Here is a 16,793-nt window from a genome sequence, read left to right on the forward strand (position 1 = left end):
CGGACAGGTTTTTATCTACCAGTATTTAACAAAGTTGCATGGATTTGGTAGGTGACGAGCGAGGACAGTCGGTGCAGGTCGGTGCAGTCCTCCTATTTGCCATTCTCATCGTCACCTTCGCTACCTACCAGGCGTTCATCGTCCCCGACCAGAACCGAGAAGTCGAGTTCAATCACTACCAGGGTGTCCAGCGGGATATGGTCGAGGTCCGGAACACTATCCTCGATACCTACACCGGCGGCAACGACGGGTACGCTGAAGTAGCGCTCGGAACCCGGTTCCCGGCACGCCTGGTTTCCATAAACCCACCACCGCCAAGCGGGTCCCTGCGTACGACGGAACCACGGCCTATCGTTATCTCCGAGCAGGGCGGCCCTGAAATCACCGACGAGGTCTGTCCGGGTACCGACTTCGACACCCGGTTCCTTGAGTACGAACCCAATTACGCCGAGTTCGAACAGGCAGGAACTATCCGCTACGAGAGTTCGCTCCTGTACAACGATTTCAGGGATGGGACGGTTCAGCTAGCCGGTCAGTCCGTCGTCGAGGGTGACCAGGTTCAGATAATTCCGATCACGAACGATATCAACACTGCAGGCACGCAGACCGCTCCTGTCGAACCGAAGGCCGGTCGGCTGGACACCAGTCAACGGGAGGATATCACTGTCAAACTCCCCACCCAGCTCTCCGAAGACCAGTGGGAGGCAGCATTGGATGGAGAAGTTGCCCCCGGAAATATCGTGGTCAACAACCGCAACGTTACGTTGACGCTTGACGGCGAGCGGACGATCAACTGCGGACCGGTCGGTATCGGCGAGACGCCCCCCAGCGGCGCCCGAGGCGGGTCCGCTGACGGTATCAACCCGGCGTCGCCGGGAGACATCCGACTGTCCGACGAGACTCGCAATGGCGACAACGTCACTCTCGAGTTCAACAATACCGCAGGCACTAACAACATCACCGAGGCACGTATCAATTTCTACGACGGGCAGGGTGGCAACGACCCGTCGAGTGCGACGATTCGCCGGGTTGGTGAGGCCGACTCGGCAACGCTGACTGTCGGCGGCCAGTTTGAGTCTTTGAGCCCGAAAATCCGCCTTGATGGAGACGGAACTGTCACGAACGTCGAGTTGGAGTTCGATCGGAACGTCGGGCAGAACGACTTCTTTGTTCTCACGCTCGAATTAGAGACCGGCGAAACGGCATTGTACTTCATCGGGTTCTAGTGACATGGGTGACACACATCCCGGCGACGACCGGGCTCAGTCCGAGACGATCGGTGTGGTGTTACTGACCGGTGTCGTTGTCGTCACGATTGGTGTCGCCGGGTTCGTGACCTTGGGGGACATTGGTGCTTCTGCCCGCTCGACGCCGTCGCTGGACATCCACGCCGGCGCGACCACGCAGGACGTCTTCGTTGCTCACAACGGTGGTTCCTCTGTCGACAGCAACGACGTGACAATCGTGGTCGTCGGTGACAACAGGCGCCAGTACACGCTTGCCGATTACACCCAGGTCGGCGGGACCGACCCGACACGGTTCGAACCGGGCGGCAGGTGGGGGCTACCGAACGACGTCGGAGGCGCCAGCATCCGCGTCGTGGCCATCCACGACCCCACGAGCACCGTCCTCGACAGGGATACCGTGTCTGTCGAGGTGACTGTAGCCGCGCGGTTCGACTACACCCCGTCGAGCCCAACGGCTGGGAAGGCGGTGACATTCGACGCGAGCGATAGCACGGTTGATGACGGCAGCATCGCGAGCTACGAGTGGGACTTCGACGACGACGGCACCACCGACGCGACCGGCGAAACCGCCAGCAGCTCGTTCCCAGACGACGGCACTTACCCCGTCACCCTGACCGTGACCACGGACGACGGGCGGACCGCCAACCGGACGAAAGAGGTCACAGTCTACAACGAGTTCCCGACGGCGTCGTTCACCTACTCGCCGACCAACCCGACGACCGGCGAGGTGGTGAGCTTCGACGCCAGTGGGTCCGGCGACGACGGGAACATCGTCAGCTACGAGTGGGACTTCGACGGCGACGGCACCGTCGACGCGACGGGCGAGACGGTGACGAACATCTTCGGCAGCACCGGCGACCACACGGTGCGGCTGAGCGTCACGGATGACGATGGCGCCAGTGACGTCACCTCACAGGTGGTCACAGTCACGAGCGGTGGCGGCGGGCCGCCGTCGGTCACGAGTGCGACGTTCTCCGACGCCGACGGGAACATCACCGACGCCGAGGCCAACAGCAACGCCCGACGGACCGTCACACTGCGGTTCAACCAGACGATGGACACCGGTCTCGCGCCGAAGACGACCTACGAGAACGTCACGGAGAGTTCGGCCAAGGTCGTCACCGGTGGCTGGGTGGACGCGACCACCTACGAGCAGACGCTTGAGTTCGCGGACAACGACGTCGACACGCTGGTCACCCTCGAGGTGTCTCGGGCTGAGTCCGACGATGGGACCCCGATGGAGACCGAGCGCCCGCTGACGTTCACCATCGACACACGCTCGCCGGGCGACCCGAACAGCGTCCGCATCGACACGCCACGCATCAACGCCTCCAACCAGAACGCCGTCGACGCGACACTCGTGAACCCCGATAGCCTCGACGGGGACGAGGTGGCCGTGTTGTCTATCGTCAACACCTCCATCGGCGACAGTGTCACCTTCGAGGAGCAGATTACGACTAACGGCGGCGATGAAACGACGTTTACCGGCATCGACGTGTCCGGACTTCCGGAGGGTTACGTCTCCGCCCGGGGCTACGTCCGGGACGATGTCGGCAACACCGGTGGGACCGTGACGAACGACCAGACCCGCAAGGACACCGTGCCGCCGGACATCGTGTTGCGGGACATCAGGGCGTTTGCGAACAACGATACGGTGACTATCGCAGAGGTGACGGCAGAAGACAGTAATTCGGGACTCGTTTCAGTAAACGTGACCGTCAGGAACGATAAAAACGAGCGTATTGGCGGCGAGAACTTCACTGGACTCAGCGCTGCCGGTAGTAAGACTTGGACCGATATCGAGATATCAGCAACGGAGAACGTCAGACCGAACAAAGAATTAACAATCACTATCGTTGGAACTGACGTCACTGGTAACGTGAACACGTCTTCGAAGACTGTCACGAGCCAAAACGAAGCAGGGAACGGAAATGCCGGTGGGAACGGGAATGGAAATGGTCAGTAGACGTTATCTTACTCATTTCGACACCTGTCGAAACTCCAGACGACAATAACTTAACCGCCCCCGTCGACCCTCCACCCATGACAGCAGTCGGTATCGACGCGATGGAGATATGGACAGGCAAGCTGAAACTCGACCTCGCCGAGACGTTCGCGCCGGCCCAGGGCGACGACCCCGGGAAGTACACGAAGGGGCTGGGTCTGCACGCCTCCTCGTTCCCCGACGTCTACGAGGACATCGTGACGATGGCGGCCAACGCCGCCCACCGACTGATGGAGCGCAAGGGCCTCGAACCGGAGGACATCGGCCGCATCGACGTGGCGACCGAGTCCTCCTTCGACAACTCCAAGCCCGTCTCGACGTACGTCGCGGGGTGTCTCGAACAGGTGTACGACGGCGACTTCCACCACGCGAACAAGGGCGAGCGGAAGTTCGCGTGTATCTCCGGGACACAGAGCCTCGACGACGCGTATAACTGGATTCGCGCCGGCCGGAACCGCGGCCGCGCAGCAATCGTCATCGCCACGGACACGGCGCTGTACGCCCGCGACGACCCCGGCGAGGCGACGCAGGGGGCCGGCGCCGTCGCGATGCTCGTCGACGAGGAGCCGAGTCTCGTGGAACTCTCCACCGAACAGGGGTTCGGGAGCGCCGACGAGACGGACTTCCTCAAGCCGAACCAGCAGTTCCCCTCGGTCGACGGCAAGCGCTCGGTGAACGTCTACCTCGCCCGGATGCGCGAGGCGCTGGACGACTTCGCCTCGCAGGTCGGCGACATCCACCCCGACGACTACCCGCTGATTCCGTTCCACACGCCGTTCCCCGGCATGGTCCGGAAGGCCGCGGCGCTGGGCTATCGGCACATCATCCGCGGCACCGACGTCGAGGACCTCGTCGCCGAGGAAATCGGCCACCAGCCGATGCGCGAGGACTTCGAGTCCGACGACGAGTTCCGCGACGCCATCCGGGAGTACACCGACGCGCTGACCGAGACGGAACGCTATCAGGACTGGTACGCGGACACTATCGACCCGACGCTGGAGATATCGCGCGAGGTGGGCAACTGGTACACCGGGTCCGTCCACATCGCCCGCGCCGCCGGGCTGAAACACGCCCGCGAGAACGGCCGAGAACTGGACGGACAGCAGCTACTGGTCGCCTCGTACGGGTCCGGCGCACAGGCGGAGGTCCACGCCGAGACTGTCGTCCCCGGCTGGGAAGAGGAGATCGCGCAGTTGAACATCGACGAGCAGAACCGCAAACGGTACGACCTCTCCTTCGAGGAGTACGAGCAGATTCACGACGTCCACAACCACGACACCGAGGCCGACGTCGAAGAGTTCACCGCGCCGGAGTCGGAGTTCGTCTTCGACGGCTGGGGTCGGATGGGCGAACGGAAGTACCGGTACGTGGAGTAGTGAGGAACCGAAGCGGGGGCGGGTCCGAGGTGAGGGGGCGACCGTCGGGATCCGTAGAGAGCTAGTCGCCGCGACCTCTGAACGTGACGACTTTTCCACTGCGACCGCTGCCGAGAGACACATCACCGTCTCGACGCCGCTCACCCCGTCACGGGGGCTCGTACAGCCGTCAACCGTGAAGTGTGTCACTCACCAACAGACCTTTGTTTAGACGCGTCTAATCTATTCTATGACTATGGCTAAAACACACTCCCGCGTCGAGACGACTCGGTGGCCGAGTCCCACGGACGGTGGTGTCTGATGGTCAACGAAGGGCCACGGTCGGGCGGTGACCGCGAGGACGCGGCGGCGCTCACCGGGTCGCTCTCGGAGCGACTCGTCGGGGCGGTCAGAGACGACGCGGCCGTCAGCCGTCGTGCAGTGCTGGGCGGCCTCGGTCTCGCGGGCGCGAGCGCCGTGGGCCTCTCCGGCGGCGCCACGGCGTCCGGCGACCACGACGAGTCACCGCACGGGCGCGCCGGCGTCGTCGGGGAGTTCCAGTCGGCCGACTTCGACCCGCACGAGTTCCTCCGGACGTTCGAGACGGGAACCGTGCAGACGGAGAACGGACAGCGAGTCCGGGAGTTCGAACTGGACGCGTCGCTCCGGGAGATAGAGATTGCGCCGGGGGTCACGTTCCCGGCGTGGACCTACGACGGGCAGGTCCCCGGCCCGACGCTGCGGGCCGTCGAGGGGGAACTCGTCCGGATTCGGTTCACCAACGGACAGGAACATCCCCACACTATCCACCCGCACCTGAAGAACGTGAACCCGCGGATGGACGGCATCCCGCAGAACGGGCCGGGCGTCATCGAACAGGGCGAGCGGTTCGTCTACGAGTGGAAGGCCCAACCGGCGGGCTGTCACTTCTACCACTGCCACTCGATGCCGCTGAAAGAGCACATCCATCGCGGCCTCTACGGGACGATGATTATCGACCCCGACCCGGAGCGCGTGCGAGAGAACCCCCGTGACTACGTCAACTACCACGGTCCGATGACCGACGACCTGCGTGCGGAACTGGTCGAGGAGGCCGAACTGCGCAACCACGAGTACCGCGCCGACGAGGTGGACGAGATGGTGATGGTGATGAACGGGTTCGACACCAACTTCGACGGCGACAACGAGGTGTACGCCGCGAACACGCGGGCGTTCGCCTACGGCGTCGGGTCGACCGACGCCGAGAACGGCGAGTGGGAGGCCGGCGAGACGGTCGAGCCGATACGGATTCGGCGCGACCAGCGCCAGCGGGTGTACCTGATAAACGCCGTCGAGTTCGACCCAATCAACTCCTTTCACACTCACTCGCAGTTCTTCGACTACTACGACCACGGGACGACCCTCATGCCCACGCACAAGACCGTCGACACTGTCATGCAGTGTCAGGCACAGCGCGGCATCGTCGAACTGGACTACTCGGACCACCAGCCGGGACTGTACATGTTCCACGCCCACCAGTCGGAGTTCGCCGAGTTGGGCTGGATGAGTTTCTTCGAGGTGCAAGCATGAGCGACCAGCGCACGGACGGCGGCGCCGCCGTCTCACGAAGGGGGATGCCGTTCGGCCTCCCGCGATGGGTCGGCGCGGTCACGCCGTTGGTGTTGCTCGCCGTCGTCGTCGCCGGATTCGTCCTGCTCAATCCCTTCGCAGGACTCGCCACGGGCGGTGCGCTCCCCGACGTCACGGTGACGCACACGTCGCTCCCGAACGACGAGACGGTGGTCCTCCACGTGACCAACAACGGGCCGGACCCGGTGACGGTCAGTCAGGTACTCGTCAACGACGCGTACTGGGACTTCACGATGTTCGCGGGCGGCGAGGCGACGAACACGCTCGCGCCGATGGAGAGCGGCCGTATCGTCGTCCCGTACCACTGGACGCCGGGGTGGGACCTCCACACTGCCCTCGTCCTCAGTGACGGGGCGACGTTCGCACACACGATTCTCGCACCGCAGGTGTCGCCGGGGCTGACCGGCGAACTGCTGGGTCTGCTGGCCGTCGTGGGCCTGTTCGTCGGGGTCATCCCCGTCGCGCTCGGGATGCTGTGGTTTCCGGTCATGCGGGACATGAGCGACCGCTCCCTGCACGCCATCCTGCTGTTCGCGGTCGGCGTTCTCGGGTTCTTGGCGTTCGACGCCGGGTTCGAGGCGTTCGAGTTGGCGGCGGAGGTGCCCGGTGCCTTCGAAGGCAACTTGCTGGTGGTCCTCGGTATCCTCGGTGCCCTACTGCTGGTGCAGGCCGTCTCGGAGTGGAACAGTTCCGGCGAGGTGCGCCCGCTGGGGCTCGCGTATCTCGTCGCTCTCTCCATCGGCCTGCACAACCTCGCCGAGGGGTTAGCCATCGGGAGTTCGGTGGCGCTCGGGCGCGTCTCGCTGGGCGCGTTCCTCGTCGTCGGTTTCATGATTCACAACGTCACCGAAGGACCGGCAGTGGTCGCGCCCGTCGCCGAGGGCGACCGCCCCTCGCTGTGGCACTTCGCCGCGCTCGGAACGCTCGCCGGCGCACCGGTCATCCTCGGCGGGTGGATAGGGAGCGTCGCCTTCTCGCCGACACTCGGGGCGCTGTTCCTCGCTATCGGGGTCGGCGCTATCCTGCAGGTGAACTGGGAAATCGGGCGGATGGTCCGCCGCCGCGGGTCGCTCGTGACGCCAGCGAACCTGCTCGCGTTCTTCGCGGGCCTCGCGGTGATGTACGCGACGGACCTGCTGGTCGCGCTCTGAGCGGCGCGACCCCGGTTCTACGGGAGGCTTCGCAACCCGTCCAGCACGTCCTCTAGGTCCCGGTCCGTCACCGCGAGCGAGAAGTCGTCGATGCGCGCCAACTCGGCCGCCTTGTCCCACACGTCGTCGCTGTCGAGGCCGTGGAGGACGACGGCGTTCGGCGTCGGCGAGACCACCCGCATCGCCACGAGCGGGGACTCCCCGCGGGTGACGTTCGTGAACACGAGCGCCCGGTTGGTCGACTGGCCGTACAACTGGTAGAACTCGTCGGAGGAGAGGCGCGTGATGGCGGCGATGGAGTTGATGACGGTGTGGCCGGCCACGGTGTCCTGTCCGCCGCGATGGAGTTCCTCGGCGCCGATGGCCTCGTACACGCGTTCGACCCCGACGTTGGCCGAGTACTCCCGCAGGTCGTGGACCACGTCGCTGTCGAACCCCGAGGACAGCACGCGGGCGTGTTGCCGGATGTGGTCGCCGCCTCGCTCCTCGTCGATGTCGAGGAGCGCCCCGACGAGTCGCCGGACGACGGCGATACCCGGGTTGTCCCGACGCCCGCTCTCGTAGTCGGAGACGACCGACGGTGAGACGTCCAACCGGTCGGCCAACTCCGTCTGTGCAACGCCGAAGTCGGTACGCCACTTCCGCAGAGTCGCCCCCGGGTCGTCGCTGAGTGCGACTTCGCCGGCTATCTTCTCGGCGAGTTGGGCGCGCGCGCCGCGTGTCATTAGTTAGCAAGATTAACGGACTGGAACAAAAACGTACCGGAACGCTGGTCCCCATCAGGACGCCGTCAGCGACTCTTCGACGAGGACGGCGCCCGTCGGCGTGTGGACGAGGCGGACGGTGAATCGCTCGCCCGCGTCGAGGGAACACTCGCTCGTCGCGAGGCGGAACTGGGCCGTCTCGCCGGCGCTCCACGTCCCGTCGTCGTCGACGTCGCCCGTCCCGATAGGCCCCTCGACGGCGTCGTAGGCGTTGTCGAAGACGTCGTCGCCACGGACGTACTCGTCGGTCGGCCGCAAGTCGTCGCCCGCCGCGGGGAGGTTCACCAACCGACCGGTCTTCCCGCAGGCGTCGCTGGCGTCGACGACCAGTTCGAGGTCGGCGACGCGTAACGGGTCGCCGGCGAGGTGCGTGACGCGCACTATCTGGTCGGTGTAGCGGCCGCCGCCGGTCGCGTACCGCTCGAACTCGCCGCTGGACTGGGCGACGGTCGGTGCCGGGTCGCGCAGGTCACGCGCGTACCCGACGGTGGCGGCGGTCACCGACGCGGCCAGGACGACGACGAGCGCGACGAGCAGCACCACCGCTACCACGGGCGTGACCGCTCGCTCGTCGCCGGTCTGACTGGGGTATCGACGTCCCACGGTCGTCCGTGGCCGCGCCTTCCCACGTAAACGCTCGGCCCGTCAGTCGCCGCCGAGAGCCGTGCCGATGACGGCCCCGAGCGTCCCGAAGACGACGGGGTAGACGACGCCGGCGAGGACGACGGCGGTCAGGAGGTCGGGGGACCCACCGCTCCCCTCGCCGACGCTGACCGCGAACAGCAGTGCCCCGACGACTGCCAGCGGGAGGTAGCCGAGCGTGACCGCCGGGCCGACACGGAGCGCACGCGCCGTCTCGACCGCGCCGTCGAGGCGAGCGACCGCGAGGCCGGCGGCGGTCAGGAGCGTAGGCGGAATCAGGTACAGCATGGGCGAGAGCGCGTCGCTCTCGGCGACGAAGTTCACCGCGTCGGTGCCACCGAGCAACGGGACGTCGACGGTGATGGTCGTCGTGACGAACTGGGCGTTGAAGAACACCCAGCCGACTATCTTCCACGCGGCGTTCTCGTCGCCGAACGCCTCGGCGATGCCGGTCAGTATCGAGTCCCTGACCACGGAGATGCTGAGGGCGTACACCAGCACGTACGCGAGGACGAACGCGACGGCACCGGCGGCCGCGGCGGCGACGTAGCTACGGCTGTCTTCGTTCATGACGGGTCAGACGCCGCCTGCCGGCGACAAATGTCTTCGGGCCGGACGCCGGGACGCGCACGTCCGCAACCCCTAAACGCCGGTCGCACCAACCACGATTCAATGGACTGGACGGAGAAGTACCGCCCGAGTACGCTCTCGGAGGTACGGGGCAACAACAAGGCCCGCGACGCGCTGAAGGAGTGGGCCGACACGTGGGAGAACCACCGCGAGGCGGTCGTCCTCCACGGCACGCCCGGGGTGGGCAAGACCTCCGCCGCTCACGCGCTGGCCAACGACATGGGCTGGCCGACCATCGAACTCAACGCCAGCGACTCACGCACCAAAGACGTCATCGAACAGGTCGCCGGCGAGGCGGCGAAGTCGGGCACGCTCACCGCCGGCGGCGCGGGGCGACGCCTCGTGGTGATGGACGAGGCCGACAACATCCACGGCAACGCCGACCGCGGGGGCGCACGCGCTGTCGCCTCGCTGGTCAAGGAGGCCAACCAGCCGATGATTCTCATCGCCAACGAGTACTACGAGATGTCCAACTCCCTGCGGAACAACTGTCAGGACATCGAGTTCTCGGCGGTGCAGAAGCGCTCTATCGTCCCGGTGCTCCGTGACCTCTGCCGGAAGGAGGGCGTCGAGTACACCGACGCGGTCATCGAGGACATCGCCGAGCAGAACAGCGGCGACCTGCGCGGGGCCATCAAGGACCTGCAGGCGACCGCCGAGGGCCGCGACCGTATCGAGGCCGACGACTACGTCTCCGGCGAACGGGACACCTCCGAGGGCATCTTCGAGTACCTCGACATCGTGCTGAAGGAGGGGTCGGCCGAGGAGGCGCTGAAGGCCAGTTACGACGTCGACGAGACGCCCGACGACCTCATCAACTGGATAGAGGACAACATGCCCAAAGACTACGAGGGCGCAGAACTCGCGACGGCCTACGAGTTCCTCTCGAACGCCGACCGGTGGCTCGGCCGGGTGCGAGCGACGCAGAACTACTCGTTCTGGCGCTACGCCGGCGACAACATGACGGCCGGCGTCGCCGCCGCCCGCGACGGCACGAAGGGCGGGTGGACCCGCTACGGCCCGCCCTCCTACTGGTCGAAACTCGGCCGCTCGAAGGGGACGCGCCAGACCCGCGACTACGTCGCCCAGCAGATAGCCGCCGTCGACGGCGTCTCGATGCGGACCGCTCGCCGGGAGATCATGCCGTTCCTCGCGACGATGACCCACCACTGCACGAACCGCGAACTGACGGTGGCGATGGCCGCTACCTACGAGATGGAGGCCGAACACGTCGCCTTCGTCACGGGGTCGGGCGAGGACACCAACAAGGTCCAGTCCATCGTCGAGGACGCCGAACGGTTGCAGGAGGAGGCCGCCGTGGAACACTCCGGCGGCGCGTTCGCGGGCGGGTCGGCGGGCGGTGCCGAGGCGAGTGCGGACGACGAGGCCGAGGACGGAGACGGTGACGACGACTCGCAGGCGACCCTCGGTGGGGTCTCCGCCGAAGGAGAGGAGGGAGAGACAGAGGAGGACGACGAAGTGCCCGACAGCGAGGCCGCCGACGAGGACGACCAGCAGTCGGGACTCTCGGACTTCATGTGACGCCTCACCACACATAAACGCCAGTCATACTCCCGTCCCGTCGCTTTCTGTCGGCGCGCCCACGACCCGGTCATGAGCGACGGCTACGGCATCGTCGACCCCGAGACGGTGCCGGACGACCAGTTCCAGACCTGCGAGTCGACGGTCAGGCGCCTCACCGAACCGCTCGGTGCCGAAGAGGTGCGCGTCAATCAGGTCGTCGTCGACCCGGGCGAGGTGACGACGCCGCACACCCACGAGGGCCAAGAAGAGGTGTTCGTGGCGCTGACAGAGGGCCAGATAGCCATCGAGGGGCAGGTACACGACGTGCCGCGGGACGGCGTCGTCCGCGTCCACGAGGATACCGTCAGGAACCTCTGCAACCACACCGAGACACGGCACGTGTGGGTGGCGTTCGGTGCGCCGCCGGTCGGCACCGCCGAGGACTTCGGTGCGTACGTCGTCGAAGACGAGGGGTAGTCAGGCCTGTCGCTTCCCGCCGATACCGGGGACGGACGTCCGTTCCTCGACGAGGTTCATCAGGAGCGACGCCGAGACGACCAGTGCGAGGTAGAACAGCGCCGCAAGCACGAACAGTTCCGTGTAACGGAAGGTGTCGTTGGCGATGGACTCGGCCTGGAAGAACAACTCCCGGACCGTGATGAACGCCGCGAGCGAGGAGTACTTGATGAGGTAGACGAGTTCGTTCGACCACCCGGGGATGGCGTACCGAAGCCCCTGCGGGAGGACGACGTAGCGGATGCCGTCCACCTTCGAGAGGCCGATAGAGCGCGCGGCGGTCAACTGGCCGACGTCGACGGACTCCAGCGCCGACCGGATGTACTCGGCCTGATACGCCGCACTGTTGAGCGTGAACCCGATGATGGCCACCCACACGGCCGTCGCGGGGACGAACCCGACGCCGACGCCGGGCACCTCGCGGATAATCTGGGTCAGCGGCAGGCCGAAGTACAGCACGAACAGCTGTGCGAGCAGCGGCGTCCCGCGGATGAGTTCGGTGTAGGACAGCGAGAGCCACCGGAGGCCCCGGCCGCCGTAGACGCGAGCGACGGAGAGCGGCACTGCCAGCACGAACCCGAAGGCGATGCCGGCGACGGTGAGGAGGATGGTGAGCCACGCGCCGCGGGCCAGCGCCGGCAGCGAGGGGATGGCGCCGGCGACGAACCCGAGGAGGCCGGCGAGTACGTCCAGCGGCGCACCCACCAGGCCCAGCGAGGCGGCCGTCGCTCCGAGCGACTCGGCGGCCGCACTGAACGGTGCCGCCGGGAAGAACGACTGCTCGCTCGGGAACGCCATCCCGTCCGGGAGGAGGAAGTCGTTCGTCCAGCGGACGAGCAACCAGCCCCAGAACGCCGCGAGGCCGACGAGCGCCCACGGTCTGTCGGTGTCGACGGTGACGGTGGTGCGGACTTCGTCGGCGACGGACGGCTCTTCGGCGCTCATCAGTGGCCGTTCGACTGGAGTCCCGTCAGGAACTCGTTGGTTCGGTCGTGTTCCGGGCGCTGGAACAACTGTTCGGGCGGCCCCGACTCGACGATGCGGCCGCTGTCGAGGAAGTGGATGTCGTCGGCGGCAGAGCGGGCAAAGCCCATCTCGTGGGAGACGACGAGCATCGTCATCCCGCGCTCGGCGAGGTCACGCATCACCTCGACCACCTCGCCGACGAGTTCCGGGTCGAGGGCGCTGGTCGGTTCGTCGAACAGCATCAGTTTCGGCTCCATCGCCAGCGCGCGGGCGATGCCGACCCGCTGTTGCTGGCCGCCCGAGAGTTCGGCGGGGTAAGAGTCGGTCTGTGCGGCCAGTCCCACCTGTGCGAGGTGGTCGGCTGCGCGGTCGGTGGCCTCGGCTTCGGGGACGCCGAGGACCCGTTTGAGGCCGAGCGTGACGTTCTCCAGCGCCGTGAGGTGGGCGAAGAGGTTGAAGTCCTGAAACACCATCCCCACGTCCTGTCGGAGTTCGTTCACGTCGGTGTCGGGGCCGTAGACGGGCGTGCCGTCCAGCCAGACGTCGCCGCTGTCTATCTCGGTCAGGCGGTTGATACAGCGCAGCATCGTCGACTTCCCACTGCCGCTGGGGCCCATGAGGACGTCGACGTCCCCGCGGTCCATCTCGAAACTGACGCCCTTCAGTACCTCCTCGTCACCGTAGGACTTGTGTACGTCCTCGACTCGTAACAGTGTCATGCGTTCTCACCCGACGGAATCGCGTAGTAGTCGCTCAGTCGGTCCAGCGCCCGGTTCGTCCCGAACGTCAGCACGAAGTAGATGGCGCTGATGGCGACGAACACCTCCAGCACGGCCGTCGACCGGCCGCTCTGGGTGAACAGGTCGTAGCCACGCGTCAGCAGTTCCGCGAGGCCGATGGCGAAGGCGATGCTCGTGTCCTTCAGGACGATGGTGAACTCGTTCTGGAACCCGGGCATCGACCGCCGGAGTGCCTGCGGGACGACGACGTGGCGGATGGCCTCGAATCGGCTCATCCCGACGGCGCGAGCGGCCTCCATCTGGCCCTCGTCGACGCTCTGGAGCGCCCCCCTGAATATCTGTGACTGGTAGGCCGCGCTCCGCAACCCGAGGCCGACGGTGGCCGTCACGAACGCCGACTTCGATATCGAGACGACGAAGAACAGGACGAGCATGATGACGACGATGGGCGTTCCACGGAGGACGACGCCGCCGACGCTCACGAACCGTTCTGCGAGGCCGTCGCCGTACACCTCGATTGCGCCCGCCGGGAACCCCAGCAGGAAGCCGAGCAGCAGGCTGGTCAGCGTCAGGCCGACGGTGACGGCCGCGCCGGTCAGCAGGTAGTCGAGGTTGTCGACGACGAACGCCCAGTCGCCTGCCTGCAACATCGGTCTACTCGCCGAACCACTTCTGGGTCAGTTCCTCGTAGGTGCCGTCCTCGCGGACCGTCGAGAGGCCGGCGTTGAGGGCCTCCTGCCGGGCATCGTCGTCGGTGCGGACGCCGAAGCCGAACTTCTCGCCCGTCTCGTAGACGAACGCCACCTCGACGGGGCGGTTCGCCGCGAAGGTGTTGGCGACGGGCACGTCGATGACGACGGCGTCGACGTTGCCGTTCTCCAGGTCCTGTATCGCGAGGACGTAGTTGTCGTAGGCGTTGTACTGGCTCTCGGTTATCTCTTGGCCGACGAGTTCGTCCTGCACGACGCCCTCGCCGGTGGTCCCCTTCTGGGCACCGATGGGTCGGTCGGCGAGGTCCGAGAGACTCTCGGGGGCGAAGTCGCCGTCCGCGCGGACGACGATGGCCTGGTCCGAGGAGTAGTACGGGTCGCTGAAGTCGATGGTATCGTCGCGCTTCTCGTTGATGGTCATCCCGGCCGCGATGACGTCGATGTTGTTGTTGGTGAGTGCGGGGATGAGCGAGTCGAACTCGAACTCCTCCCAGCCCTCGAAGGAGTAGTCGGTCTGTTCGACGACGGCCTCCAGCAGGTCGATGTCGAACCCGACCAGTTCGCCGCCCTCCTTCATCTCGAACGGGGGGAATCCGGGGGCAGTCCCGGCGGTGATGGTCTGTTCGCTGCCGCCGTCGCCGCCGCTGCCGCCGTCGCCGGAGCAACCGGCGACCGAGAGCGTCACTGCCGTTCCACCGACGGTGGTGAGGTACTGTCGTCGCGAGAGTCCTCTGTCTGACATAGACGGTACATCGTCGGTTGCCGGGATTAGTGTTACGAACCGGTTACTACCGGTGTTGTACGTTCTTCGAAAAGAACGGGCGGAACCGGACGGTCAGTCGGAACTGGGGCTGGCGTCCGTCTCGGCCGTCGACTCGCTCGCCGACGTGGTCTCGGTGGGCGAGTCGGTGGTGTCGAACGTCCACGCCGTCGCCGCCACCATCGCGGTCAGAATCGTCAACGCGGCGGCGTGGTGCAGCACCTGCGCCGTCGCACCGAAGTTGATGATGGTGTTGGCGCCGAGCAGTATCTGGACGGGGAGGACGACGGTGGCGACGCCGGTGGCGTACTTGATTCGGCTGGTGTAGTCACCGCGCCACGCGGCGAGCGTAGAGCCGAGGATGGCGAACCCGGTAATCATGGCGACCAGCCGATGGAACCACTCGACGAAACTCGCCCAGTTCGCCGGGAACAACCCCATCCAACCGTCACACAGCGGCCACCGCGCCCCGCAGGTCAGTCCCGCGCCGATAGCACCGGTGTACACGCCGAGCAGGATGAGCCCGAAGGTCATCGCCGTCGTCACCGTGAGTAGCCGACGGAAGCGGTCGGTCATACTCGAACCTTGGTGTGCTCGTATTTATCCCCTTCTTTGAGTGGTCGACGGGCGAACGACGCCGTCGAAGTGACGCGCCCGACGGTCAGCGGGTCGCGACCACGGCGGCCGGAACTGCCGTCGTGGGCGACAGTGCCGACGAAGAATTTCGACAAGCGTTGTTGTCGAATACGTCGTTTGACGGTAAACCCGCCTTTTTGACGACCGGGAACGACGTCTCGGTATGGGACTTGACGAAGACGCACTCGACTACCACAGCCGGGACCCGCCCGGCAAGATAGAGATAGCGACGACGAAACCGACCAACACACAGCGGGACCTCTCGCTCGCGTACTCGCCGGGCGTCGCCGCCCCCTGTGAGGAGATCGCGGAGCACCCCGAAGACGTGTTCAAGTACACTGCGAAGGGGAACCTCGTCGGCGTCGTCTCCGACGGGTCGGCGGTGCTCGGACTGGGTGACATCGGTCCCGAGGCCGGGAAGCCAGTCATGGAGGGGAAAGGCGTCCTGTTCAAGCGCTTCGCCGACATCGACGTCTTCGACATCGAACTGGACACCGAGGACGTGGACGCGATGGTCAACAGTATCCGCGCGATGGAGCCGACCTTCGGCGGCATCAACCTCGAAGACATCGCCGCCCCCGAGTGTTTCGAGGTCGAACAGCGCCTCCGCGAGGAGATGGACATCCCGGTGTTCCACGACGACCAGCACGGCACCGCCATCATCTCCGGCGCAGCACTGGTCAACGCCGCAGACATCGCCGACAAGGACCTCGCGGACCTCGACATCGTCTTCTCCGGGGCCGGCGCGAGCGCCATCGCCACCGCCCGCTTCTACGTCTCGCTGGGGGCCTCCAAAGCGAACATCACCATGTGTGACTCCTCGGGCATCATCACCGAAGACCGCGCCCAACACGAGGACCTGAACCAGTTCAAACGGGAGTTCGCCCGCGACGTGCCGGGTGGGGACCTCGCGGACGCGATGGCCGGTGCCGACGTGTTCGTCGGTCTCTCTATCGGCGGCATCGTCGACGAGACGATGGTCCAGTCGATGGCCAGCGACCCCGTCATCTTCGCGATGGCCAACCCCGACCCCGAAATCGACTACGAGACGGCCAAGCAGGCCCGTGACGACAGCGTCATCATGGCGACTGGGCGCTCCGATTACCCCAATCAGGTGAACAACGTCCTCGGGTTCCCGTTCATCTTCCGTGGCGCGCTGGACGTGCGGGCGACCGAAATCAACGAGGCGATGAAAGTCGCCGCCGCCGAGGCGCTCGCCGACCTCGCACGGCAGGACGTGCCCGACGCTGTCGTGAAGGCCTACGGCGACCAACCCCTCCAGTTCGGCCCCGACTACATCATCCCGAAACCGCTGGACCCGCGCGTCCTCTTCGAGGTGACCCCCGCCGTCGCGAAGGCCGCGATGGACAGCGGCGCCGCGCGCAAGGAACTGGACCTCGACGACTACGTCGAACGGCTGGAGGCCCGCCTCGGAAAATCCCGCGAGATGATGCGCGTCGTGCTCAACAAGGCCAAGAGCGACCCCAAGCGGGTGGTGTTGGCGGAGGGCGACGACGA

The 16,793-nt window shown here is 65.9% G+C and carries 16 protein-coding genes; 8 read left to right on the top strand and 8 right to left on the bottom strand.

The genetic code is table 11. The features are described 5' to 3' along the window. Window positions 1–71: 71 nt before the first annotated feature. From EGH21_RS13300 to EGH21_RS13320, 5 genes are all read left to right on the top strand, one after another. Window positions 72–1,226 (top strand): hypothetical protein, encoded by a 1,155-nt coding sequence (locus EGH21_RS13300; protein WP_220618969.1) that lies wholly within the window; start codon window positions 72–74, stop codon window positions 1,224–1,226. A 4-nt stretch (window positions 1,227–1,230) separates the two neighbouring features. Beyond that, window positions 1,231–3,213, top strand: coding sequence for a PKD domain-containing protein (locus EGH21_RS13305; RefSeq protein ID WP_220618970.1), 1,983 nt, complete (start codon window positions 1,231–1,233; stop codon window positions 3,211–3,213). 77 nt (window positions 3,214–3,290) lie between these two features. After that, entirely contained in the window at window positions 3,291–4,628 is a 1,338-nt protein-coding gene (hmgB, locus tag EGH21_RS13310; protein ID WP_220618971.1) for a hydroxymethylglutaryl-CoA synthase, read from the top strand. Window positions 4,629–4,928: 300 nt separating this feature from the next. Next, the gene (locus EGH21_RS13315; protein WP_220618972.1) at window positions 4,929–6,176 is read left to right on the top strand and encodes a multicopper oxidase domain-containing protein; all 1,248 of its coding nucleotides are present in this window, start codon (window positions 4,929–4,931) and stop codon (window positions 6,174–6,176) included. After that, the gene (locus EGH21_RS13320) at window positions 6,173–7,387 is read left to right on the top strand and encodes a ZIP family metal transporter (RefSeq protein ID WP_220618973.1); all 1,215 of its coding nucleotides are present in this window, start codon (window positions 6,173–6,175) and stop codon (window positions 7,385–7,387) included. The genes EGH21_RS13315 and EGH21_RS13320 overlap by 4 nt, the downstream gene beginning before the upstream one ends. Before the next feature lie 17 nt (window positions 7,388–7,404). Here EGH21_RS13320 and EGH21_RS13325 read toward each other — a convergent pair whose 3' ends face one another. From EGH21_RS13325 to EGH21_RS13335, 3 genes are read right to left on the bottom strand one after another with little or no spacing between them, the layout of a single operon-like run. Continuing rightward, window positions 7,405–8,112 (bottom strand): helix-turn-helix domain-containing protein, encoded by a 708-nt coding sequence (locus tag EGH21_RS13325; RefSeq protein ID WP_220618974.1) that lies wholly within the window; start codon window positions 8,110–8,112, stop codon window positions 7,405–7,407. Between the two features lie 54 nt (window positions 8,113–8,166). Continuing rightward, window positions 8,167–8,754, bottom strand: a complete 588-nt coding sequence (locus EGH21_RS13330) for a type IV pilin domain-containing protein (RefSeq protein ID WP_220618975.1) — start codon at window positions 8,752–8,754, stop codon at window positions 8,167–8,169. A gap of 42 nt (window positions 8,755–8,796) precedes the next feature. Further along, on the bottom strand, window positions 8,797–9,363 hold the full coding sequence (locus EGH21_RS13335; protein ID WP_220618976.1) for a DUF7978 family protein: 567 nt from the start codon (window positions 9,361–9,363) through the stop codon (window positions 8,797–8,799). A gap of 102 nt (window positions 9,364–9,465) precedes the next feature. Between EGH21_RS13335 and EGH21_RS13340 the strand changes: the two genes are divergently transcribed. Continuing rightward, window positions 9,466–10,965, top strand: coding sequence for a replication factor C large subunit (locus tag EGH21_RS13340; RefSeq protein WP_220618977.1), 1,500 nt, complete (start codon window positions 9,466–9,468; stop codon window positions 10,963–10,965). A gap of 72 nt (window positions 10,966–11,037) precedes the next feature. Beyond that, entirely contained in the window at window positions 11,038–11,424 is a 387-nt protein-coding gene (locus tag EGH21_RS13345; RefSeq protein ID WP_220618978.1) for a hypothetical protein, read from the top strand. Here EGH21_RS13345 and EGH21_RS13350 read toward each other — a convergent pair whose 3' ends face one another. The 5 genes from EGH21_RS13350 to EGH21_RS13370 form a co-directional block, all read right to left on the bottom strand. Further along, window positions 11,425–12,408, bottom strand: coding sequence for an amino acid ABC transporter permease (locus EGH21_RS13350; RefSeq protein ID WP_220618979.1), 984 nt, complete (start codon window positions 12,406–12,408; stop codon window positions 11,425–11,427). Then, window positions 12,408–13,148 carry an amino acid ABC transporter ATP-binding protein gene (locus tag EGH21_RS13355; protein ID WP_220618980.1) on the bottom strand — a complete coding sequence of 247 codons (741 nt, stop codon included), beginning with the start codon at window positions 13,146–13,148 and terminating at the stop codon, window positions 12,408–12,410. Before EGH21_RS13355 ends, EGH21_RS13350 begins: the two co-directional genes overlap by 1 nt. Beyond that, window positions 13,145–13,819, bottom strand: a complete 675-nt coding sequence (locus tag EGH21_RS13360; protein ID WP_220618981.1) for an amino acid ABC transporter permease — start codon at window positions 13,817–13,819, stop codon at window positions 13,145–13,147. The genes EGH21_RS13355 and EGH21_RS13360 overlap by 4 nt, the downstream gene beginning before the upstream one ends. 4 nt (window positions 13,820–13,823) lie before the next feature. Further along, on the bottom strand, window positions 13,824–14,621 hold the full coding sequence (locus EGH21_RS13365) for a basic amino acid ABC transporter substrate-binding protein (RefSeq protein WP_220618982.1): 798 nt from the start codon (window positions 14,619–14,621) through the stop codon (window positions 13,824–13,826). Between the two features lie 93 nt (window positions 14,622–14,714). Beyond that, complete coding sequence (locus EGH21_RS13370; protein ID WP_220618983.1) at window positions 14,715–15,215, bottom strand: COX15/CtaA family protein; 501 nt, start codon at window positions 15,213–15,215, stop codon at window positions 14,715–14,717. A 223-nt stretch (window positions 15,216–15,438) separates the two neighbouring features. On the opposite strand from EGH21_RS13370, the gene EGH21_RS13375 reads away from it, so the two are divergent. After that, window positions 15,439–16,793 (top strand): malic enzyme-like NAD(P)-binding protein (locus EGH21_RS13375; RefSeq protein WP_328765637.1); only part of this gene is annotated, 1,355 nt, incomplete at its 3' end.

Source organism: Haloarcula rubra, assembly GCF_019599465.1.
Classification (GTDB): Archaea; Halobacteriota; Halobacteria; order Halobacteriales; family Haloarculaceae; genus Haloarcula; species Haloarcula rubra.

Coding starts and splice junctions, on each gene's coding strand:
- EGH21_RS13350 (WP_220618979.1), bottom strand. CDS start 12,408: ATGAGCGCCGAAGAGCCGTCCGTCGCCGACGAAGTCCGCACCACCGTC.
- EGH21_RS13370 (WP_220618983.1), bottom strand. CDS start 15,215: ATGACCGACCGCTTCCGTCGGCTACTCACGGTGACGACGGCGATGACC.
- EGH21_RS13355 (WP_220618980.1), bottom strand. CDS start 13,148: ATGACACTGTTACGAGTCGAGGACGTACACAAGTCCTACGGTGACGAG.
- EGH21_RS13325 (WP_220618974.1), bottom strand. CDS start 8,112: ATGACACGCGGCGCGCGCGCCCAACTCGCCGAGAAGATAGCCGGCGAA.
- EGH21_RS13360 (WP_220618981.1), bottom strand. CDS start 13,819: ATGTTGCAGGCAGGCGACTGGGCGTTCGTCGTCGACAACCTCGACTAC.
- hmgB (WP_220618971.1), top strand. CDS start 3,291: ATGACAGCAGTCGGTATCGACGCGATGGAGATATGGACAGGCAAGCTG.
- EGH21_RS13315 (WP_220618972.1), top strand. CDS start 4,929: ATGGTCAACGAAGGGCCACGGTCGGGCGGTGACCGCGAGGACGCGGCG.
- EGH21_RS13345 (WP_220618978.1), top strand. CDS start 11,038: ATGAGCGACGGCTACGGCATCGTCGACCCCGAGACGGTGCCGGACGAC.
- EGH21_RS13335 (WP_220618976.1), bottom strand. CDS start 9,363: ATGAACGAAGACAGCCGTAGCTACGTCGCCGCCGCGGCCGCCGGTGCC.
- EGH21_RS13305 (WP_220618970.1), top strand. CDS start 1,231: ATGGGTGACACACATCCCGGCGACGACCGGGCTCAGTCCGAGACGATC.
- EGH21_RS13320 (WP_220618973.1), top strand. CDS start 6,173: ATGAGCGACCAGCGCACGGACGGCGGCGCCGCCGTCTCACGAAGGGGG.
- EGH21_RS13340 (WP_220618977.1), top strand. CDS start 9,466: ATGGACTGGACGGAGAAGTACCGCCCGAGTACGCTCTCGGAGGTACGG.
- EGH21_RS13365 (WP_220618982.1), bottom strand. CDS start 14,621: ATGTCAGACAGAGGACTCTCGCGACGACAGTACCTCACCACCGTCGGT.